An 18,491-nucleotide genomic window follows, 5' to 3' on the forward strand; every position below is an offset into this window, starting at 1 on the left:
GTATTTACAGAATTGTAACCGTAATCGCATCATTCTGGGTATGACGCGAACGGGGGGAGTCACCTGCGCCGCATTTTTAGCGGCTGAGGCTTTCTGAACACACCTCCGCTAGCAATGAGAGAATTTATTTAGTACAGAGCGCGTAAACCGCCATTATTGCTCACGGGGCGAAAAGAACATGGGTCTGCGTAATTTTGGGCCATTTGGGCGCCTAAAAAAGGCATTGGGACAAGCTGTCGGCATTCTTGCCGTATCCTTAGCAATCGCAACAGCTCCGACTGGTGCCCAGGCAAATTCCAAATATGCTGGTATTGTCGTTGATGCAAAAACCGGAAAGGTTTTGTACGCCAACAACGCCAATGCACGACGCTACCCTGCGTCCACCACAAAGATCATGACACTTTATGTGCTCTTTGAGGAACTGGAAGCTGGCCGCGCGACACTAAACACCAAAATGAAGGTCTCCCGCTACGCAGCAGGTCGCCCACCGACAAAGCTTGGCTTGAAGGTTGGCAGCTCTTTGCGCGTTAAGGATGCCATCTATGCGCTCGTCACCAAGTCCGCAAACGATGCGTCGACTGTGATTGCAGAGCATATCTCCGGTTCTGAAACAGCCTTTGCGCGCCGCATGACGCAGACTGCCCGTGCAATTGGTATGCGCAACACCACATTCAGAAACCCGCATGGCCTGCCAAATTCCAAGCAGGTAACCACCGCAGCAGACCTCGCTCTGCTGGGCCGTGCGATTCAGGATCGGTTCCCGAACTATTATAAGTACTTCAACACCCGCTCTTACACATATGCTGGCCGCCGCATGGGCAACCACAACAAGTTGCTCGGTCGTGTCCGTGGTGTTGATGGAATCAAAACCGGTTACACCAACGCCTCCGGCTTCAACCTTGTGACCAACGTTAAACGTGACAATCGCCAGATTGTCGCTGTGGTTCTGGGTGGCCGTACAGGCAAAAGCCGTGATGCGCAGATGGTCAATCTGATCAGCCAGTACCTGCCAAAAGCATCCCGTGGTCGTCGCACCACACCGATGCTCTACGCAGGAACAACAAAACGCTATCAGTTCCCAAAAGTTGCTCCGGCTATTCCAGTTGCCAAAGCAGGCACACCAGCTGCAAAGCAGTCGACACTGCTGGCTTATGCCAACGCGACCGGTACAAAACCTAATTCGAAGCCATCTGATCCAATCGCAAAAATGCTGGAACATCAGGCCACAGCCCCTGCTCCGGCACCGCGTAAGGACCTTGTTGCCAATTCACTGGCTGCCCCCGCTGTTTCTGCCTCGGCAAAACTGCAGCAGCCAGCGAAAACAGCTGCACCATCTTCCGCTCCAATTCAGCAGAAGATTGCAAGCTTGAAGCCAGAGGACATCGACACCTCCGGCTGGCACATTCAGATTTCTGCGACCGACAGCCAGGATAAAGCAATCAAGATCCTGGAAAATGCGCGCGCTGCGACAGGGGCCACCCTACGTAACAAACGCATTTACACAGAGCCGGTCAAATCTAAGAAACAAACCCTGTACCGCGCGCGGTTCATCGGGTTTGAAACCAAAACAGCAGCCTGGGATGCTTGTGCCAAACTCAAGAAGGCCAAGTACTCCTGCTATGCCGTCTATCAGTAACTCGTATCAGTCACGGTGAGTCTAATGTCTGTTGAGAAGCCGATCCTTCGCCTCGTTGAGTTTGGAAGCCAGGAAAGCAGAACCCCCACTATCGGGGTGCAATCGTTTAATCAGTCTGCGGTGAGCAGCACGGATGTCTTCCACGGAGGCTCCCGGCGCAAGTCCAAGAACCTCGTAGGCCTCCTTCTCAGTCAGAGCGCTCGAGCTAGACGTGTCTCTCTGCCCCGCTGTGGAATCCGCGTGGAAGTCTACACGCCAGTTGGAGAGCCTGCTATCGAGGTAAGCTTCGAGTAGGGCAACGCTGTCGCCGTCCGGCTGCACGTCGCGCCAAAGCTGTTTGAGCTCTGCAACCTGCAAAGAACTCAGCGCGCGGCCAGCAAAGGAACCGGCAAGCACTTTGCCCTCCAGCTTCTTGCTATCATGATCCAGCTCCATATGGAGAAATCTGGAGGAGATATTGGAAGTCTGACCGGCACTCTTGGAGGCACCACCCAGTCCTCCGAAAGGGAATCCACCGGGAAACTTGAAACTCTGCGCAGACCCCCAACCCAAAAGGGACAGCGCAAAGGCCGCAAGTGGCAGCGCAATAACGTATCTGCCGGTGACGGCAAGAAAAGCGCAGAATGCCAGCAGCAGTCCGCCAATCAGCATTTTCAAAACTTCTTTAAGTTTTGCCGGATTTGACTGCGTCAGCCACTTTGCGAAGAAATAGAGGATGGCAAGCACCAATCCTCCCATGACCAAATAGCCCATTTAGTACCTGACATGTATTAGGCGCATTCCCCAAAAGTGGTTCCGGTTTCCGGATCAGAATACGCACAAAATTAGAGAGCCGAGCGTGATGCGTGAATGTAAATAAACGCGGCGTGCTCTAGCTAAGGTGTTCTATCAAGAATTGAGCACCTTTATGCCCCGATTGCTCAAGGCGCTCAAGGGCCTGTCTGCCCCCGGCGGAAAATGTTGCAATCGCAGCCAGTAATCCGCGCAAGCTCGCAGCAGATCCGTCATCAAAGTTCAGATAAACCCCGTTGCTCAAACGAGCAATCTCCCGATACGCCCGCTCCGCCAGGATGTCCTTGCCTTCCTGAAACACAAAAACCGGCACGCCCAACAATCCGAGCTCCCCTGCCTTATCGCAGACCAGATCAGGATTCTCCTCCATACAGTCACCAATATAGACAACCGCCTGCACCCGTTTTTTCCGCGTCTCAGCCAGGGCGTGATCCAGCACCTTGCGAATCTGTGTGCGCCCGGCCTGCACGCGAATCTTGCGCATCATTCCGCCCAGTTCTTTGGAATTGCTGACCCAGCGCGAGGATTTACACTCGCCATACCCGCGAAAGAACACCAGCTGCACATCAAGCGACCCAACCTGGCCCGCTTCGATGAACATCTCTTCCTGCAGGTGACAAGCCTGATCCCACGTGGGCTGCCGACTCATTGTGGCATCCAGCGCAAAGATCAAACGGCCCCGCTCATCCCCGACAGGCGCTGCAACCGCGTCTTTGGCAGCCTCCAGAAAGCTGGAAAGATCACTCTTGCTGTCTACAGGACTGTTTAAAGATCCGGATCTTTTGGAGAGCTTGTCTGACATGGGCGTACCTGTGTTCACGTCACTAAAGATTACGAAGGCATTTTATTCCAACAACTTAACAATTATTGGGACAGATTGGTTATTTCGCTCGCTAAAGACCAATACCCACTATTGGTGCAATGAGAATAATCACAAAATCTGCTAAAATCAGTTATATCAGTTTCTGCTTGCAATTGGGTTCAACAGTTTCTGGGCAAACCCATTACCAACAACAGATAAAAACGCTGCAAAGCCAAGAAATTAAGGGATGAGGTCCCACATGGAGACGCCTATGAGAAATCTCCCAGACGTATACCGTGGTGTAGACGACCTGCGGGCTGCACTATTACCTCTGAGACGAGAAGGCAAAACAATCGCTCTGGTTCCAACCATGGGGGCACTGCACGCAGGCCACCTGTCTCTGGTCGAAAAGGCCCGGGAACATGCGGACATCGTGATTGTTTCAATCTTTGTGAATCCAAAGCAGTTCGCGCCGGGCGAAGATTTCGAGAGCTACCCAAGAACGGAAGAGACCGACCTGCAAAAGCTGGCGGGCTACGACGTGTTTGGCGTCTTTGCTCCAAATGCACGGGAAATGTACCCGAACGGCTTTGCCACATCTATTCAGATCGAAGGCCCGGCCCTTGGTCTGGAAACAGATCACAGACCACACTTTTTCAACGGCGTAGCCACAGTGGTGGCAAAACTGTTGCTGGCCGTTCTGCCAGATGTCGCTGTGTTCGGCGAAAAAGATTACCAGCAGCTACGCGTCATCAAGCAACTGGCCAGAGACCTGCACCTACCAACCAAAGTCATCGGCGCTCCAACCGTGCGCGAAGAGGATGGCCTCGCCATGTCTTCCCGCAATGAGTATCTGGATGATAAGGAACGCACGACAGCCAGAACAATTTCTGAAACACTGCAGACTGCGCGCAATGCACTCCATAACGGTGAAAACTGGATTGAAGTACGCAAGAAAGCGCTTGTTGTCCTCAAGCTCTCAGGATTTGCGACAGATTACTTTGAGCTGCGCCACGGCAAGCATCTGGGCACACCCATCGATGCCAAAGGCGCACGCATTCTCGTCGCTGCCAAAGTCGGCGATACCCGCCTGATCGACAATATCGAAGTATAAAACGACTCTCCGGGCAGATGAACGCATTTGCCCGGAACCCTACCGCGTCTCAGGATTTCACACTGCTCGGCATATGCCCTCTAAAAATACCCGACATAGCTCAGATAAGTACCAACTACGGTAAAAGCAGTGCCCGTAGCAAGCACGCCCCTCTTCCCCATTTGCTGTGACTTTGTCATGTAATCCGGAATGACAATAAGGCTTGCCCCCTTCAACACAGCAGCTGCCCCAACCAGTGTTACGAGAGCGCCGGCCATGCTGGACACTTTGAAATGGTTGGCAAGCACAACCATACCAACCACAAAATGCACAGCACCAGACAGATTGAGCAAGATCGGATTCGCATCTGATTGGGCAGCAATCATCCGCTGGTAAAAACTGCTGGAAATAAAGAATCCAAGGCCTGTCACGAAAAGATACGGCCCGGCAATCGATGCGATAAGCTCGGTCACAGCATGGTTCTCCCGAACAGACAGCCACATGCCACGTTTATCTCATCCAGCTTACACAGATGCAATCCGCAAAAGAGAGACCGCTTAAATCAGGCAAAGCTCCTGCAACTCGCGGCGCATACCCTCTGGCATTTCGGCAAGTTGATCCCCATCCAGCATTGGCCCGCTCACATCCGGCGGTGCATCTGACACTTTCAGATACCGCCAGCCCTGAAAGGCACGGCGCGGCTGCAGTTGTGTCTGGTGGAGGAAAGGCTCCATCACAAGGTCACAGCGCTTCTTGCCGGAATCATCCTTGTGCACGCGGATATCAATCAGTTTCTGGCGAACCTGAACATTGCCTTTGATCACCCAGTACAGCGAACCACCATCCAGCAGCTCGTCAATGCGAGTCGGCACCATACGAGTGGTATGGATCTGCTCGTCACTCAAACCGTGTGACAGCGCCAGAATCTGTCGCTGTTCAATGTAATTCCGCAGCTGGTCAACGCTTTCCACGCCAACACAGAGTTTCACCAGATGTAACGTCATAGCGCTCAAATAGCAGGAAGCTTTGGCTTTTGCCAGTCATAGCAGCCTCCATAGCTAACGCATTGCACAAACATATCGGTGATCGCACAACTGCGCTCTCCATTTTTCAATTTGACTCGGTAGAATGATCACTCTACCAATTAATCATGACTGATCTTGAACACTCCATCTGCACAGGCCTGGAAGGCGTATTCGCAGCACGCGGCTTCACCGCCCCGGGCGTTGCAGAGCTCAAGCGCGGCGCCAATGTAAGCCTGCGCACGCTCTACAAGTACTTCCCCTCCAAAGAACATATGATCATCGGCGCGCTGGAAGTCCGCAACCAGCGCTACCTGTCCTTCCTGAGTGAGGCAGCAACCCAGTCCCCTGATGATCCTCTGGAAGGCATTCTCAGCACCATCGAACATTGGATGGCAAACAACGCACCACACGGCTGCATGGGTCAGGCGGCCCTTGCGGCCTATCCCGACAGCGCACTCGTCAGAGAATGCGTCACACGCCACAAGCAGCAAACCAAAGACCAGCTGGCAGCCCTTCTCAGCCTTGAGAACAATGCCGGAGAGCTCTTCATGATCCACGAAGGCGTTGTCTCAACCTACCCCCTTCACGGATCCACGGTCTTCACTTGGGCCAAGTCCGCAATTCAATCACTCACTCAGAAAGCAACATGATGAGCAACCTCCCCACCACAATGACTGCAGTAACGCTCACCGGGCACGGTGGACCGGACATGTTGGAGCTGCGCACCGACCTGCCCGTGCCTGCCATCGGCCCTGAGGAGGTGCTGATTGAAGTTCTGGCGGCAGGCGTCAACAACACAGACATCAACACACGAAAAGCATGGTACTCGCGCCACGACAATCAGGCAAAGGATGCCACATGGTCCGGCCAGCCGCTCCAGTTCCCCCGCATTCAGGGCATAGACGTGTGCGGACGGGTCGTCGCGGCAGGCGCTGAGGTCGACCAGGCCCTTCTGGGCGAGCGCGTGCTGGTAGAGCCATGCCTGCAATATGCCAATGGCAAAGAATTGGCGTCACCGTGGTTCATGGGCTCAGAATGCGATGGCGGCTTTGCTGAATTTGTTTCAATCGATCACCGCCACGTCTACCCGATCCAAAGCCAACTGAGCGATCTGGAGCTGGCGTCGTTCCCCTGTTCCTACTCAACCGCGGAGAACATGCTGACCCGTGCCAACCTGAAAGCCGGAGAAACAGTTCTGGTGACGGGGGCTTCAGGAGGCGTTGGCTCAGCGGCCCTCCAGCTGGCACGCGCACGCGGCGCAAACGTCATCGCCATCTCCTCTGCTTCAAAAGCTCAGATGCTTCAGGAGCTCGGAGCAAGCCGTGTGCTGGATCGCAGTGATGATCTGGTTGAGAGCCTTGGCCCCAACAGCATTGATGTGGTGGTTGATCTGGTCGCCGGTCCGCAATGGCCAGACCTTCTCGCCATTCTCAAGCCTGGGGGACGCTATGCAGTCGCCGGAGCGATGGCTGGCCCTATCGTGGAACTGGATGTGCGTACACTCTACTTGAAAGACCTGAGCTTCTTCGGCTGCACCGTGTTGGAACCTGAAGTCTTCGGGAACCTTGTTGCTCACATTGAATCAGGCGACATACAGCCACTGGTCGCGCAAACCTTCCCGCTTGCTGAAATTGGCAAAGCGCAAGAGGTTTTTGAGCAAAAGAAGCATCTGGGAAAGATTGTGCTGGCAGTTGCAGACAATTGCTCTGGCGAGAAAACCGCACGCAATCTGCCCTAGCGTCCATTGCGTGACAAAAAGCACATTATCGATTTTGAAGATACGCTAGAACCAGCTCAAAGAAAAAGGGATGCAGACGTCACATCTGCATCCCTACCAAAATCCGCGTTTAAGCAGTTATCTTGGGATTAACTGCTGGCACCTGCAAATACATAAAGCAGCGCCATAACGCCGCCGAGGGTTGCGACAGTCCACACAGTGAACCCCCAGCAGGACTTCTGAATTTCGTGATCCATAAAACACCGTTTAATGGTTGATACACGTGCGCCGAGGAGACCCCGTCAGCACAGGGCGCACGGAATATCCCTTCCGTGATCAAAGCGCAACAGCAAAACGGCAAAATTTGGCTTGGCAGACTGCCGCACCTCACTACGTACAAATCACTACTCATTCATCAGTCAGATATACTTACTCCATAAAAACTCATAGCTCCAAAGAGTTAGGGTTCTTTAGAATTGATAAAATTATCGATAACCATAAAAAATTCACTGAAAATATTTATGCAAAAATTCGTTCAAAACTCGACTTAATTGAGAATTGGCTACCCTATAGGACAACTCAAACTCCATTTTTTGACCATCCTGAGTCTGTTTTCTCGCAATTTTGCCGGGCTCACACAGCCGCATATCATGCGCGCCCTCTAGCCCCTCTCCGCAAATCATGCCAAACATAAGACTGCCCGTTTGCATCAAGACGGGCTCATGTCCGGACTCAGGCTTAAAAACAGAAAGACCAATGCTTCAGATCCCGTTTTCCAACTTCATTGCCATCCTCGTCTTCGTCTCCTCATGGGGCTTGTACAGCTGGTTGGCCTATCGAAGCCCCTGGTCCAAAAACACGCTCTCTCACGCCATGGACACGCACCGTTACCGCTGGATGCGCGCGATGCTCAAAAGAGAAGTCCGCATTGCTGACACCAACATCGCGTCCGGCCTGCAGCAAGGCACCGCATTTTTCGCCTCAGCCTCCCTTCTGGCCATCGGCGGCACGGTCACCCTGCTCAGCGCTATGGATGAGGTCACCGCCCTCGCCCGCACGCTCGATCTGCCATTTTTGGATGACCCAATACAAAATGAAGCCAAGACCTTCGGTTTGATGATCATTCTAGCGTACGCGTTTTTTAAATTCGGCTGGGCTTACCGCTTGTTCAACTACACAACCATCGTCATGGGCTCTATCCCGGATGATTGCCATGAAGACAATGAAGAGGCTGTTGAAGCATCCCTGCGCGCAGCACGGTTGGCAACCCTTGCAGGACGCCATTTCAGCAGCGGCCAGCAAGCGCTCTTCTTCGCAGTAGGTTATCTGGGATGGTATGCAGGGCCGTTCGTATTCATCGGAACGACCCTGATGGTGACATTGGTACTGCTGCGCCGTCAGTTCTTCTCAAAAGCGAGAAAAGCTGTATTGCCGGGTCCAAACACACAAGACCTCGTCAACTCCGGCGCTTGATATACCTTCACCGGTGTGGGGAAGCCCTTAAGCGGGTATGTCCCCACATAAGTATCCTCACAACAGCTGAGGACTTCTGCAACTGACTGCGAAATCAGCATTTCTTGATTAAGGCGTTTTGAAAGGTCAGCAATCCGTGCGGCCTCATTCACCACAGGTCCGACAACCGTAAAGTCCAGTCGCCGCTGCCCACCAACGTTGCCAAAGAACACGCGACCTGAATGCACGCCCATACCAACATGAATAGCAGGCAAATCAGGAAACCCGCGCGCATTCGCAATCGTCAGATCCGCCATGCTTTCGCGCAGTGCTGACATGGCTTCAAACGCCGCTATTCTGGCACTTTGCTCATCCGTATAGGGAAACACCGCCAGAACTTCATCGCCAATAAACTTCAGGATCTCGCCGCCGTGCTGCTCAACCCGCGACGTAACAATGCCAAAATACTCGTTAAGCAGCTGCAACAAGGCTGTATCTGGTAGGTAATTTGAAAACCCGGTGAAGTTGCGAATATCGCAAAACGCTACAATCGCGTTGATGTGTTCCCCATCTCCTCGCCGGATCTCACCATTCATCACCCGCCGTCCGGCACGTGTTCCAAGATAGGTATTGAGAATGTTCTCAGAGGCCTGCCGGGAATTAAACAGCTCACAAATCAGCGCCAGAGGAGCAGTGATCTGCTCAAACACGCTGATAAACTCATCCTTGAAACCATCAGCCGCCCGCGAGGCAAAAGCCAGCCCATGGACCTCACCATCCGAGAACACCATGGGGAGTGCAACGTAATCCGTGTACCCTTGCTCTTTAAGCTCCTGAATAACCTTGAGCCGGTCATACTCATCATGATGTCCAAACTTATGCCGGATCATATGCCCGGCTTCAGTGGACCGTTTCCAAAGGCTTTGATTGTAGGATTCACTCATCTCAGGTGTGTGCTGGAAATATCGCACACGCGGACCAACGCCCCGCTCCCAGATAAGCCCCTCACCATGATAGTTCGGGTCCAGAATAGAGATACCCGTAGAGATCCGGTCCACCTCCACGCCTATATTCTGCAAGTGTTCGCCCAATGCCGCAAAGATACGACAGGGACGCCCCAACATTTTTGCGTCCTTGGACAGCCATTCCATTAAATCGCAGAGGGAAAAAGACTCACTACTAGACATTTACACCCCAGAGACGAGCGGAGAAGAAGACCACGTAAAATCACCACACTCGCAAGCAAACACGGCAAAAGTTCCAATATTTCTTATCATTTACTTTTCAACTCAGACATTTACAGGAATCCCTTCAAGAAACTCTCGCCTTTTTTGCTAGACTTTCTCCACAATTCAACACACGCACAACGTGTAAATGCTTCAAATTTTAGAAATTTGTAGCCAACAACCTGATCAACTCCTATTTTTGCCCAAAAATATGAACGCAGCACGCATCTGGTGATTGTCCATCCAATCACAGCGCCCTTAACCGAGAAACCCAGCAATGTTAGATCGCTTTTATCTGATCATCGATGGCACCCAGTGGCTGCCACGTATCCTTCCTCTTGGCGTCAAATGTCTCCAGCTCCGCATCAAAGATAAATCAGAGGATGAAATCCGATCGCAGGTCCGGGAAGCAAAACAGCTTTGCGACAAAGCCGGCGCAGTGCTTATCGTCAACGATCACTGGCAAGCCGCCTACGACGCAAACGTGGGCTATGTGCATTTAGGACAGGAAGACCTGAAAACCGCCGATTTCCGCGCACTCCGTTCCGCAGGAATCTACTACGGTGTTTCCACCCATGATGAAGCCGAGCTGGACACAGCTCTGGCACTAGATCCTGAATATGTGGCCTTTGGTCCAATTTACAATAGCGCAACAAAAGAAATGCACTGGCAACCTAAGGGTCTCGAAACACTCAAAAGATGGCGGGCGCGCACAAGTAAACATCTGGTTGCCATCGGCGGCATCACACTGGACCGCGCTGCCGAAGTCTTCGAAAGCGGCGCCGATTCCATCGCCACCATCTCCGACGTCATCAACGCGCCCAACCCAGAACACCGCACCACCCAATGGCTCCAAGCCTCCCAAAACTGGCAGCGGTAGAAGCACACTTCATAACGCGTCGTCTCTTTATATAAGGAGAGCGAACTTGCCCGTCACTCATCCTGACCCGGGCAGCAAAAAAGGCAGCCAAACGGCTGCCTTTTTCAAATTCCAGCAAGCAAGGTACTAGCCAAGCTCGGAGACGTTGTTGATGACTTTACCAACAAGACCGTACTCGATGCCCTCTTCCGGGCTCATCCAGTAATCACGGTCAGTGTCTTTTTCAATGCGCTCAATCGGCTGACCAGTTGCATCTGCAAAGATCTGGTTCAAGCGATCACGCATCTTCAAAATTTCTTTGGCCTGAATTTCGATGTCAGTTGCCATACCGCCGGCACCACCAGATGGTTGGTGAAGCAGGAAGCGTGTGTTCTGAGTGCAGGAACGACGTTCTCTAGGCACTGACACATAAATCAGAGCACCAGCGCTCGCGACCCAACCCATACCAAGAATGCGAACTTCCGGCTGAATGAACCTGATCATGTCATGGATCATATCACCGGACTCAACGTGTCCACCCGGAGAAGAAACAATAACGGTAATCGGGTCGCTGCTAACCTGGGAAAGCGCAAGCAGACGGGAACAGACTTCCTGAGCCATCTCTTGAGTCACAGGTCCTGTAATCAGCACTGTACGCGCATCAAAAAGATGCTTGTCCACCGGGATGGACTTGTCAGGATTCTTTGGCGCGTCTTCATCACCTTCGAGGCGAACTGACGTCGAAGCACAAATGTCCGTCATGCGAATGACATGCTCCCTTATATTAGCTACCGCCCCACGCGGCAGACTGTGATCAAACATAACTAAAAGATACTGCGGCAGACCGCAAACACGCAAAGTCATAGCCTAACAGAAATTCCCTAGGAAAAAGAGGGCGTTCTCCCCTCACTTTTGATAGGCTTTTCGGAAAGCCGCCGTTTCTCCACTTAAAATCAATGCATTATGCACATTTTCAGTTCCTTTGTTCCAACTTAAAGGCAAAGGAATAACGTTTTAATAACCTTGCAACTCACATAATCGGTAAAAATAACGATCTACCTATAGCTGATATAGACATGCAGGGGATGGTGTCTAGTCCTTGGACACAGCACAAAGGGATTTTCGGGTTTGACTGGTTATACTGAAACGCTGGATTCCAACGTCCAATATCATTCGCCTGTCCCGGCGGAAGACCAACGGGCTTTTGCGCGCGTGGACGTTCCCATGTACATTGTTGATGTCAGCCAGACCAAGCTTGTCTGGGCAAATTCTGCGGGCTTGTCCTTCCTGGGCCTTAGCCTGCGCGAGTGTATCGACGCCTCCGGAACCTTCCGAATGGACCTGCCTGCGCCGTTCGATGACCTCTCCTATCAGCGCCAGCTTCATTCTTATCTCAGCCGGGTCACGGAAGAAGGCCGCATTACAGAGTGCATCACCGTAATTCCCAACTCCCAGCCGGTCTCTGTATATTGCTCCATCTCCCCGCAACCATTGATCACAGGAAACCCTGCACTTTTGGTGCAGGTCATTTCAGAGGTTGGCAACGAGCCTGAGCAAGTCCGCAGCGCACAGGTGCTGCTTTACACCACGTCCATGATCAGCATGTTTGATGAGAATGGCAAACTCATCTTTGAAAACCCCGCAAGCCGCCTCAACCGCCCAGATGGCTGCGAAGACCTGATCAACCGCATGTGCAACCGCCGCGATTTTGATGCGCTGCTGGATGAACTGCGCAAAACAGGCCGCGCCAATCTCGTCGCACTCATGCACTCCTCTCAAGGAGAACGCTGGTTCGACCTCAACGCCCGCAGTGGATACGATCCTTATTCCGGCTCCCGGGCCATCCTGCTCAGCGCCACAGATGTCACCAAACGCCTGAAAGCAGAACATGAAGTCCGCTATCTGGCTCACCATGACACCCTCACAGGACTGGCCAACAGATCCTTTCTTGAGATTGAAGCAGAACGCTATCTGGATGAAACCCGCATCACCGGCAATCCGGGTGCACTCATCTTCATTGATCTTGACCGCTTTAAAACAATCAACGACACCCTCGGCCATCTGGTCGGCGACGACCTGCTCGTCGTCATCGCCAAGCGCCTCAAAGAGGTCGTTGAAGGCATAGGCTTTGTGGCGCGCCTCGGAGGGGATGAGTTCGTGGTCCTCATTGCCAACTTCGCAGATTACGACCTGCTCGACGACATCAGCCGCGAAATCAGAACCGCCCTGTCCAAGCCCTGCAAAGTGCGCGGGCACATGCTGCAGGTGACCCCATCCATTGGCGTGTGCACCTATCCCGAACACGGCGTCGATCTGGACACGCTCATGCGTAAAGCCGACCTTGCCATGTATAAGGCAAAGGATCTGGGCCGCGACCGCATCTGCTTCTTTGATGTATCCATGTCCCGCGAAGCTGAAGAGCGGGTCAGTCTGGAAACCGCCCTGCGTCAGGCTCTGCGCAATCACGAGCTCGCCGTTCATTACCAACCGCGCGTCTGCATCACCACCAACCGCATTGTTGGAGCAGAAGGCCTGCTGCGCTGGCATCATCCAACACGCGGCCTCGTCTCTGCCGCAAGTTTCATTGAGATTGCTGAAGAAGCAGGCATGATTGATGAGATCGGAGACTGGGTCGCCCGCGAAGCCATGCTCCAGCAAAAGCAATGGGCACTGGCTGGTCACAACATCGCCATCTCAATCAACCTGTCTCCGGCTCAGTTCCGGCGCGGACGCATATCCCAGCGCCTGCACCGCATACTTCTTGAGACGGGCGCCTCAGCCAGCTCAATTCGCCTTGAGATCACCGAAAGCGCTCTTCTCAGTGATGCCAATGAAACGCTAAAAGAACTCAACGCACTCCGAGATCTGGGCTTTACGCTGGAAATTGATGATTTTGGAACCGGTTACTCAAACCTGGGCTACCTCCAGCGGTATCCAGTCACAGCACTCAAGATCGACCGTTCCTTCATCGCCGACACCAAACGCTGGCCAATCGTACAGATGATTGTGCAGATGGGTCGCCTGCTGAACCTGACACTGGTGGCAGAAGGCATTGAGACACGAGAGCAGCTTCGCCAAATCCAGAAACTGCAGTGCCATGAGTATCAGGGATACCTGTATTCTCCTGCCGTCTCCCCTCACACCTTTGAGTGTCTGCTCAAAGGACAGCACACCGTCACCTCCCCGCCAACAGTTGGCGCCTTAGCGTAGCGCGGCTTTTGCAGAGCGGCTTAGCTCCGTCAAAGCGGCCAGTGCCTCCTCGGCCTTCTCTTCTGGTACAAAGATGTGGTCGTGATAATACGCGGCCACAACATTGGCAGAAATGCCCACATCTGCCAGCGCGCTGGAAAGAGCTGCCGTAAGTCCCACAGCCTCCAGCGAACTGTGAACCGCAAGCGAAATCCGCCGGAAGCACGGCTCAGTATCAACACCAGCCTTGCCTGCATTTTCAATAGATAGAATGGCTGTCAGACCCTCGTTCTCCCAGAACAACCCGAGCGGTGAGTGCTCAGCCAATCCCTCAACACTGCCATTGGGAAAGCAGCAAAACACAAAGCTCTCTTCAGAAAGAGAGGCTTCCATGGAAGCGAGAAGTTCTTGCAAATCCAGTCCGCCGCGCGATGTCATACCCAATGGCTCCCTCTCTCAACGCTCAAAATATCTCTCAATAAGGCCTAGCATATCCCAGTGAACATATAGGGGAACAAGAAAGTACGGTCCTGGAAAGCGGTTCCAGTTCCCAGACAACAGTACGCCCTATTCTCCCGGAGAGAACGTGCCATCAGCATTGTAGTCAACAACAACGATTTGCGGCCCATCAACAGCAAACTCAATCAGCACAGGCGCAGAACCTGCGAGATTGTAAGGCACAACCTCACCCTCATCGTAAGATCCCATACTCAGCCAAAAAGCAAACAGCGGCGCGCAATCAATCTGAGTGTCAGCAACAGGCAGTACAAAGCTGGAAAGCACCACCCGCCCATCCGAATGCTGAATGGCATTCCCGCAGCAAACCCCAAGCAAATCATCATCAGACACAGATGGGATCGTTATCCTGAAACTGCGGAGGGTCACACCAGCCTCATTGGCAGAGGGGGATAAACCCAGCGGCTTTGTGGTTAAATGAGTGCCGTTGAGAGAAACACGATCAGCGGAACTTTGTGTCCCCACCATGCGCTGTGAGACGAACTCCAAGGCATCTGTCTCATCCTGCCCCGTCGTAGAAACATAGAGATAACCGCCAGCAGCCGGCCTTTTCTCACGCACAGCACCAGCCAAAACATGTTCACGAAACGCGAACTCAAGCTGAGGTCCCGAAGCGTTGTAAGGCGCGATATTTCCAGAACAAACACAGCAGGACTGCACAACGGGAGGCACGCCACGCTGAACCACATAGGAGGGCTGCAACTGAAAGAGATAGAAACCACAGGCCTGATCTGACCGGTTTCTGATTATGATCTTGCACTCCTGAACCATAACTCCCGCCTTTCGACAAAAAGTCATCTGCCAATCCTAAGACTGGAACTGCAAAAGGAGATTACACCGCAAAACGCGAGACGCGTTCTAATCCTGATAGTTGGGCCACAGTCCCGGTGTTGCCAGTTCCACCACATTGCCAAACGGGTCATGGAAAAACAGGCTCACACCGCCTTGAGGCCATCGCACCTCACTGCTGATCGCAACTTTTTTCTCTTCAAGGTATTCACGCCACTCGATCAATGCACTTCTGGAGATCGCAAATGCAAAATGAGAAGGGCCGTCAGTGCTGTGCCCCGGTACCATACCATATGGGCTTTCAACATCCTCACGGCACACACCGCGCCTGAAGACCAGAAGCATCTGATTGGGGCCAACGTCATACCCATGCATGCGCTCGCCTTCAACAACCCGCCTCAACCCCAAAAACTCACCATAAAAATCATGCGCACTGGCAAAATCATCAACGTAAACGGCAGTTTCGACAATTCCATTAATACCTGGGGCGTCCATTCCTAACCTCCTGATTGGCTAGTATGGCAGACCGAACCACCACGCAGCCAGGAACAAAAATGTAAAGAAGCCAACAACGTCCGTTATGGTGGTCACAAAAACTGAAGAAGCAATGGCAGGATCCGCTCCAATTTTCTCTAAGCCCATAGGAACCAGCAATCCAAACAGACCAGCGCAGATTGAGTTAATCAGAATTGCGCTGCCAATAACCACCCCAAGTTCTGGGTTGAGGAACCATCCCCCCGCGATAGCACCAATCAGGAATCCGAGGCCGACACCGTTGATAAGGCCCACCAACAGCTCACGTCGCAAAACGCGTAGAATGTTACGCCGGTTCAATTCCTGGGTCGCAATTGCGCGCACCGTCACCGCCATGGTCTGCGTACCGGAGTTTCCGCCCATGGACGCCACAATCGGCATCAACACAGCCAAAGCCACCATGCGCTCAATCGTGGCCGTGAAGAGCGATATGACAAAAGCGGCAAAGATTGCGGTAAACACATTCACCGACAACCAGGAGAAACGGGACTTGGCAATCTCAAGCACACTGTCTGAGATCTCCTCATCCCCCACACCAGCCATCGCCAGCATGTCTTCCTCAGCCTCTTCCTGAATGACGTCAACAATGTCATCAACGGTCACAATACCGACCAGACGTTCTGAGACGTCAGTCACCGCGACAGAAACAAGGTTATAACGCTCAAACAAACGCGCCACATCTTCCTGATCATCCGTGACCAGAACAGAATGACGGGTCTCCTCCATGATTTTGGAGATCTTTTTGGATCGTTTCGTGCGCAACAACCGGTCCAGCGCCACAGCACCCAAAAGATGGAAACCGGGGTCAACCACGTAAAGCTCATAGAAACTGTCCGGCAGATCTTGGGAACTGCGCAGATGGTCAATCACCTGCCCCACAGTCCAGAACGGTGGCACGGCAATAAAATCAGTCTGAACAATACGTCCAGCAGTATCCTCAGGAAACTCCAGCGCACGTTTAATCTGGACCTGATCCACATTGGGCAACTGAGCAAGGATCTTCTCCTGCTCTTCCTGCTCCATGTCCTCAAGCAGATAAACAGCATCATCGGATTCAAGCTCGCCAATCCCCTCAGCAACATCCCCATCCGGCAAAGCATCCAGAACCTGCGCACGCACAGACTCTTCAGTTTCGGTCAAAGCGGCAAAGTCGAATTCTTCACCCAGCAGCTGAATCAGGAGAACGCGATCATCCTCGCGCAGCATCTCCAGCAGGTCACCCATATCCGCGTCATGCAGATTACCCGCCAGCTCACGCACAACAGCCGCATCCCGCGTATCAAGGGCTGCTTCAACGTGTGCAACAAAGTCGGTATCAAGGTGTCCGCTTGCATCTCTGACATGTGGTGGAGGGGGCGCGGCATGAAGCGCACCGGGATTTTCCGATTGGGTCATGTGACCTCCACACGTTAGAGCGCGTTCCGCTTGATTCGATTTAATCAAACGACAAGAATTCGCTCCACCAAAGATGCTAGAATGCGGTGCGTGAATGTAAATGACCGCGACGCGTTCCAGAGTCAAATGCTTGGCGTGAGCATCGTCCTTCGAGATTGCTGAAAATTGAAATGCACGTGGAACCATCGTCCCTATGCACAGTTTTGTGTTTATAGCGACCTGCGCAGACCGTGCAATCCTTTTACGAAGAATTCACGATTTCCATCAAAACGCATTCTGTTTGAGCAACCGCACTCAAGATGAGAACGCACGCTCAACCAACGAACGCATCAAAAACGTAAATAACGCAAATTCGCGCAAAAAATCACAAAGCAACGCAAACCAGCGACACTCCCCTTTTCAGGGAATGGCATATGCATATTTTATACTGAGAAAAAACAGAGGCTTAGATAGCAAAAAACCCCGGCTCATAAAGAGCTCGGGGCTTTTGGTGCGGCCGAGAAGACTCGAATAAAGTATTTTTATCAATAAAAACAATGATATAAATAAGTGAAACTTTCAAATGTAGGGCAGTTTGCAGGGCAATTTGTAGGGCAAAAGCCGCACCGAACTTTCACAGTATCTATATACATACCTGTGAGTTGAAAATAAAGTATCACTCCAAACGGGAGTAAATTCCGAGAGCTTTACTCTTAGGGCCAACTGCGGTCATTCGAGCGGTTCTATCAAGGGTTGAAATATTGCTGAAGGAAAATATTTGCAGTGATGGTTTCCAGCTCTAAGACATCGAAACAAAGGATAATTTCTTACGGTAGCAGTGAGTTTTCACATTAAACCGACGAGCTGTTGTTTCAGGTGACCAAAGTTGATCCTGAAATGTTCGACTGAGAGACCATCCCTCCCGTATATAAAAATTTTCAGCACGAGAATTGCCTGCCGTGCAGAAAACCTTAGCTTCCGAAAAACCATTGTCTTGAATTTGATGTTCTCCGTGCGACAACAAGGTTTGGGCAATACCTGTTCCTCTTGCTTTGGAGAGCACGTAGAGCTTCACTAGTTCTGATCGATTTGTTGTAACAAAGCCAAGAACGTCACTATCAACTGCTACCCAGAATTCATCATCGGAGGACTCAAGCCACTTCCAGAAATACTCAGGGGTTCTGTATTCCAATACACCCTTGGGCACTAGCTGCGCGTGTGCATCATGCCAGCCTTGATGCCATAACCGCACAATAGCGCCATGATCACTCGGTTTAATGCGACGAATGTCAAACATTCAAAAGTCTTTCTAGAAAAAATTGATGGTGGTTGATTATGTTTCATCCTGAAGGGCCATTAAGTATGGACCGCCTGCATTTCGCAAGAGAGTTTTTACTTGGAACCTTGAAGTCGCTACTATGTATCCGACCTGTTTATCGGCACGCGGGCCGTGGCCTTGATGGTAATACGCACGTACCTACAGTCTA

At 52.2% G+C, this 18,491-nt stretch carries 18 protein-coding genes; 7 read left to right on the forward strand and 11 right to left on the reverse strand.

Annotated features, from left to right (window positions below; translation table 11 throughout):
- Positions 1-178 precede the first annotated feature (178 nt).
- Positions 179-1,636, forward strand: a complete 1,458-nt coding sequence (locus PsAD5_RS08115; protein WP_063291727.1) for a D-alanyl-D-alanine carboxypeptidase — start codon at positions 179-181, stop codon at positions 1,634-1,636.
- Between the two features lie 21 nt (positions 1,637-1,657).
- Here PsAD5_RS08115 and PsAD5_RS08120 read toward each other — a convergent pair whose 3' ends face one another.
- Both PsAD5_RS08120 and PsAD5_RS08125 read right to left on the reverse strand, forming a co-directional pair.
- Positions 1,658-2,389: a J domain-containing protein gene (locus tag PsAD5_RS08120; protein WP_057463381.1), complete on the reverse strand. Its 732-nt coding sequence runs from the start codon at positions 2,387-2,389 to the stop codon at positions 1,658-1,660.
- A 118-nt stretch (positions 2,390-2,507) separates the two neighbouring features.
- Entirely contained in the window at positions 2,508-3,230 is a 723-nt protein-coding gene (locus PsAD5_RS08125) for a hypothetical protein (protein WP_063291728.1), read from the reverse strand.
- Positions 3,231-3,501: 271 nt separating this feature from the next.
- On the opposite strand from PsAD5_RS08125, the gene panC reads away from it, so the two are divergent.
- Entirely contained in the window at positions 3,502-4,344 is an 843-nt protein-coding gene (gene panC / locus PsAD5_RS08130; protein ID WP_063291747.1) for a pantoate--beta-alanine ligase, read from the forward strand.
- Positions 4,345-4,424: 80 nt separating this feature from the next.
- Here the strand turns inward: panC and PsAD5_RS08135 are convergent, their stop codons facing one another.
- Positions 4,425-4,796 (reverse strand): hypothetical protein, encoded by a 372-nt coding sequence (locus PsAD5_RS08135; protein ID WP_153041350.1) that lies wholly within the window; start codon positions 4,794-4,796, stop codon positions 4,425-4,427.
- Between the two features lie 84 nt (positions 4,797-4,880).
- Positions 4,881-5,327 (reverse strand): DUF1489 family protein, encoded by a 447-nt coding sequence (locus PsAD5_RS08140; protein WP_057463384.1) that lies wholly within the window; start codon positions 5,325-5,327, stop codon positions 4,881-4,883.
- Between the two features lie 146 nt (positions 5,328-5,473).
- Here PsAD5_RS08140 and PsAD5_RS08145 point away from each other — a divergent pair, with 146 nt between their 5' ends.
- The 3 genes from PsAD5_RS08145 (at position 5,474) to PsAD5_RS08160 (ending at position 8,538) form a co-directional block, all read left to right on the forward strand.
- Positions 5,474-5,998, forward strand: coding sequence for a TetR/AcrR family transcriptional regulator (locus PsAD5_RS08145; protein ID WP_063291730.1), 525 nt, complete (start codon positions 5,474-5,476; stop codon positions 5,996-5,998).
- Positions 5,998-7,086, forward strand: coding sequence for an alcohol dehydrogenase family protein (locus PsAD5_RS08150; RefSeq protein ID WP_063291748.1), 1,089 nt, complete (start codon positions 5,998-6,000; stop codon positions 7,084-7,086). Before PsAD5_RS08145 ends, PsAD5_RS08150 begins: the two co-directional genes overlap by 1 nt.
- Positions 7,087-7,821: 735 nt before the next feature.
- Entirely contained in the window at positions 7,822-8,538 is a 717-nt protein-coding gene (locus tag PsAD5_RS08160; protein ID WP_063291732.1) for a DUF599 domain-containing protein, read from the forward strand.
- On the opposite strand, the gene PsAD5_RS08165 is transcribed toward PsAD5_RS08160, so the two are convergent.
- Positions 8,463-9,641: an adenylate/guanylate cyclase domain-containing protein gene (locus tag PsAD5_RS08165; protein ID WP_193778143.1), complete on the reverse strand. Its 1,179-nt coding sequence runs from the start codon at positions 9,639-9,641 to the stop codon at positions 8,463-8,465. The two genes, PsAD5_RS08160 and PsAD5_RS08165, sit on opposite strands and share 76 nt — an antisense overlap.
- A gap of 379 nt (positions 9,642-10,020) precedes the next feature.
- Here PsAD5_RS08165 and PsAD5_RS08170 point away from each other — a divergent pair, with 379 nt between their 5' ends.
- Positions 10,021-10,623, forward strand: coding sequence for a thiamine phosphate synthase (locus PsAD5_RS08170; protein ID WP_063291734.1), 603 nt, complete (start codon positions 10,021-10,023; stop codon positions 10,621-10,623).
- Positions 10,624-10,749: 126 nt separating this feature from the next.
- Here PsAD5_RS08170 and PsAD5_RS08175 read toward each other — a convergent pair whose 3' ends face one another.
- Entirely contained in the window at positions 10,750-11,364 is a 615-nt protein-coding gene (locus PsAD5_RS08175) for an ATP-dependent Clp protease proteolytic subunit (RefSeq protein ID WP_063289683.1), read from the reverse strand.
- A 366-nt stretch (positions 11,365-11,730) separates the two neighbouring features.
- Here PsAD5_RS08175 and PsAD5_RS08180 point away from each other — a divergent pair, with 366 nt between their 5' ends.
- On the forward strand, positions 11,731-13,812 hold the full coding sequence (locus tag PsAD5_RS08180) for a putative bifunctional diguanylate cyclase/phosphodiesterase (RefSeq protein ID WP_208981966.1): 2,082 nt from the start codon (positions 11,731-11,733) through the stop codon (positions 13,810-13,812).
- Here the strand turns inward: PsAD5_RS08180 and PsAD5_RS08185 are convergent.
- The 5 genes from PsAD5_RS08185 to PsAD5_RS08205 all read right to left on the reverse strand — a co-directional run bounded on the left by PsAD5_RS08185 (position 13,804) and on the right by PsAD5_RS08205 (position 18,301).
- Positions 13,804-14,229, reverse strand: a complete 426-nt coding sequence (locus tag PsAD5_RS08185; protein ID WP_063291736.1) for an ACT domain-containing protein — start codon at positions 14,227-14,229, stop codon at positions 13,804-13,806. The two genes, PsAD5_RS08180 and PsAD5_RS08185, sit on opposite strands and share 9 nt — an antisense overlap.
- A gap of 129 nt (positions 14,230-14,358) precedes the next feature.
- Complete coding sequence (locus tag PsAD5_RS08190; protein WP_208988539.1) at positions 14,359-15,105, reverse strand: hypothetical protein; 747 nt, start codon at positions 15,103-15,105, stop codon at positions 14,359-14,361.
- A 60-nt stretch (positions 15,106-15,165) separates the two neighbouring features.
- On the reverse strand, positions 15,166-15,591 hold the full coding sequence (locus tag PsAD5_RS08195) for a VOC family protein (RefSeq protein WP_057463394.1): 426 nt from the start codon (positions 15,589-15,591) through the stop codon (positions 15,166-15,168).
- Positions 15,592-15,609: 18 nt separating this feature from the next.
- A complete protein-coding gene (mgtE, locus tag PsAD5_RS08200) occupies positions 15,610-17,025 on the reverse strand; it encodes a magnesium transporter (protein ID WP_063291738.1) in 1,416 nt (471 codons plus the stop codon).
- Positions 17,026-17,803: 778 nt separating this feature from the next.
- Entirely contained in the window at positions 17,804-18,301 is a 498-nt protein-coding gene (locus tag PsAD5_RS08205) for a GNAT family N-acetyltransferase (RefSeq protein ID WP_063291739.1), read from the reverse strand.
- Positions 18,302-18,491: the final 190 nt, after the last annotated feature.

The organism is Pseudovibrio sp. Ad5 (genome assembly GCF_001623095.1).
Taxonomy (GTDB): domain Bacteria; phylum Pseudomonadota; class Alphaproteobacteria; order Rhizobiales; family Stappiaceae; genus Pseudovibrio.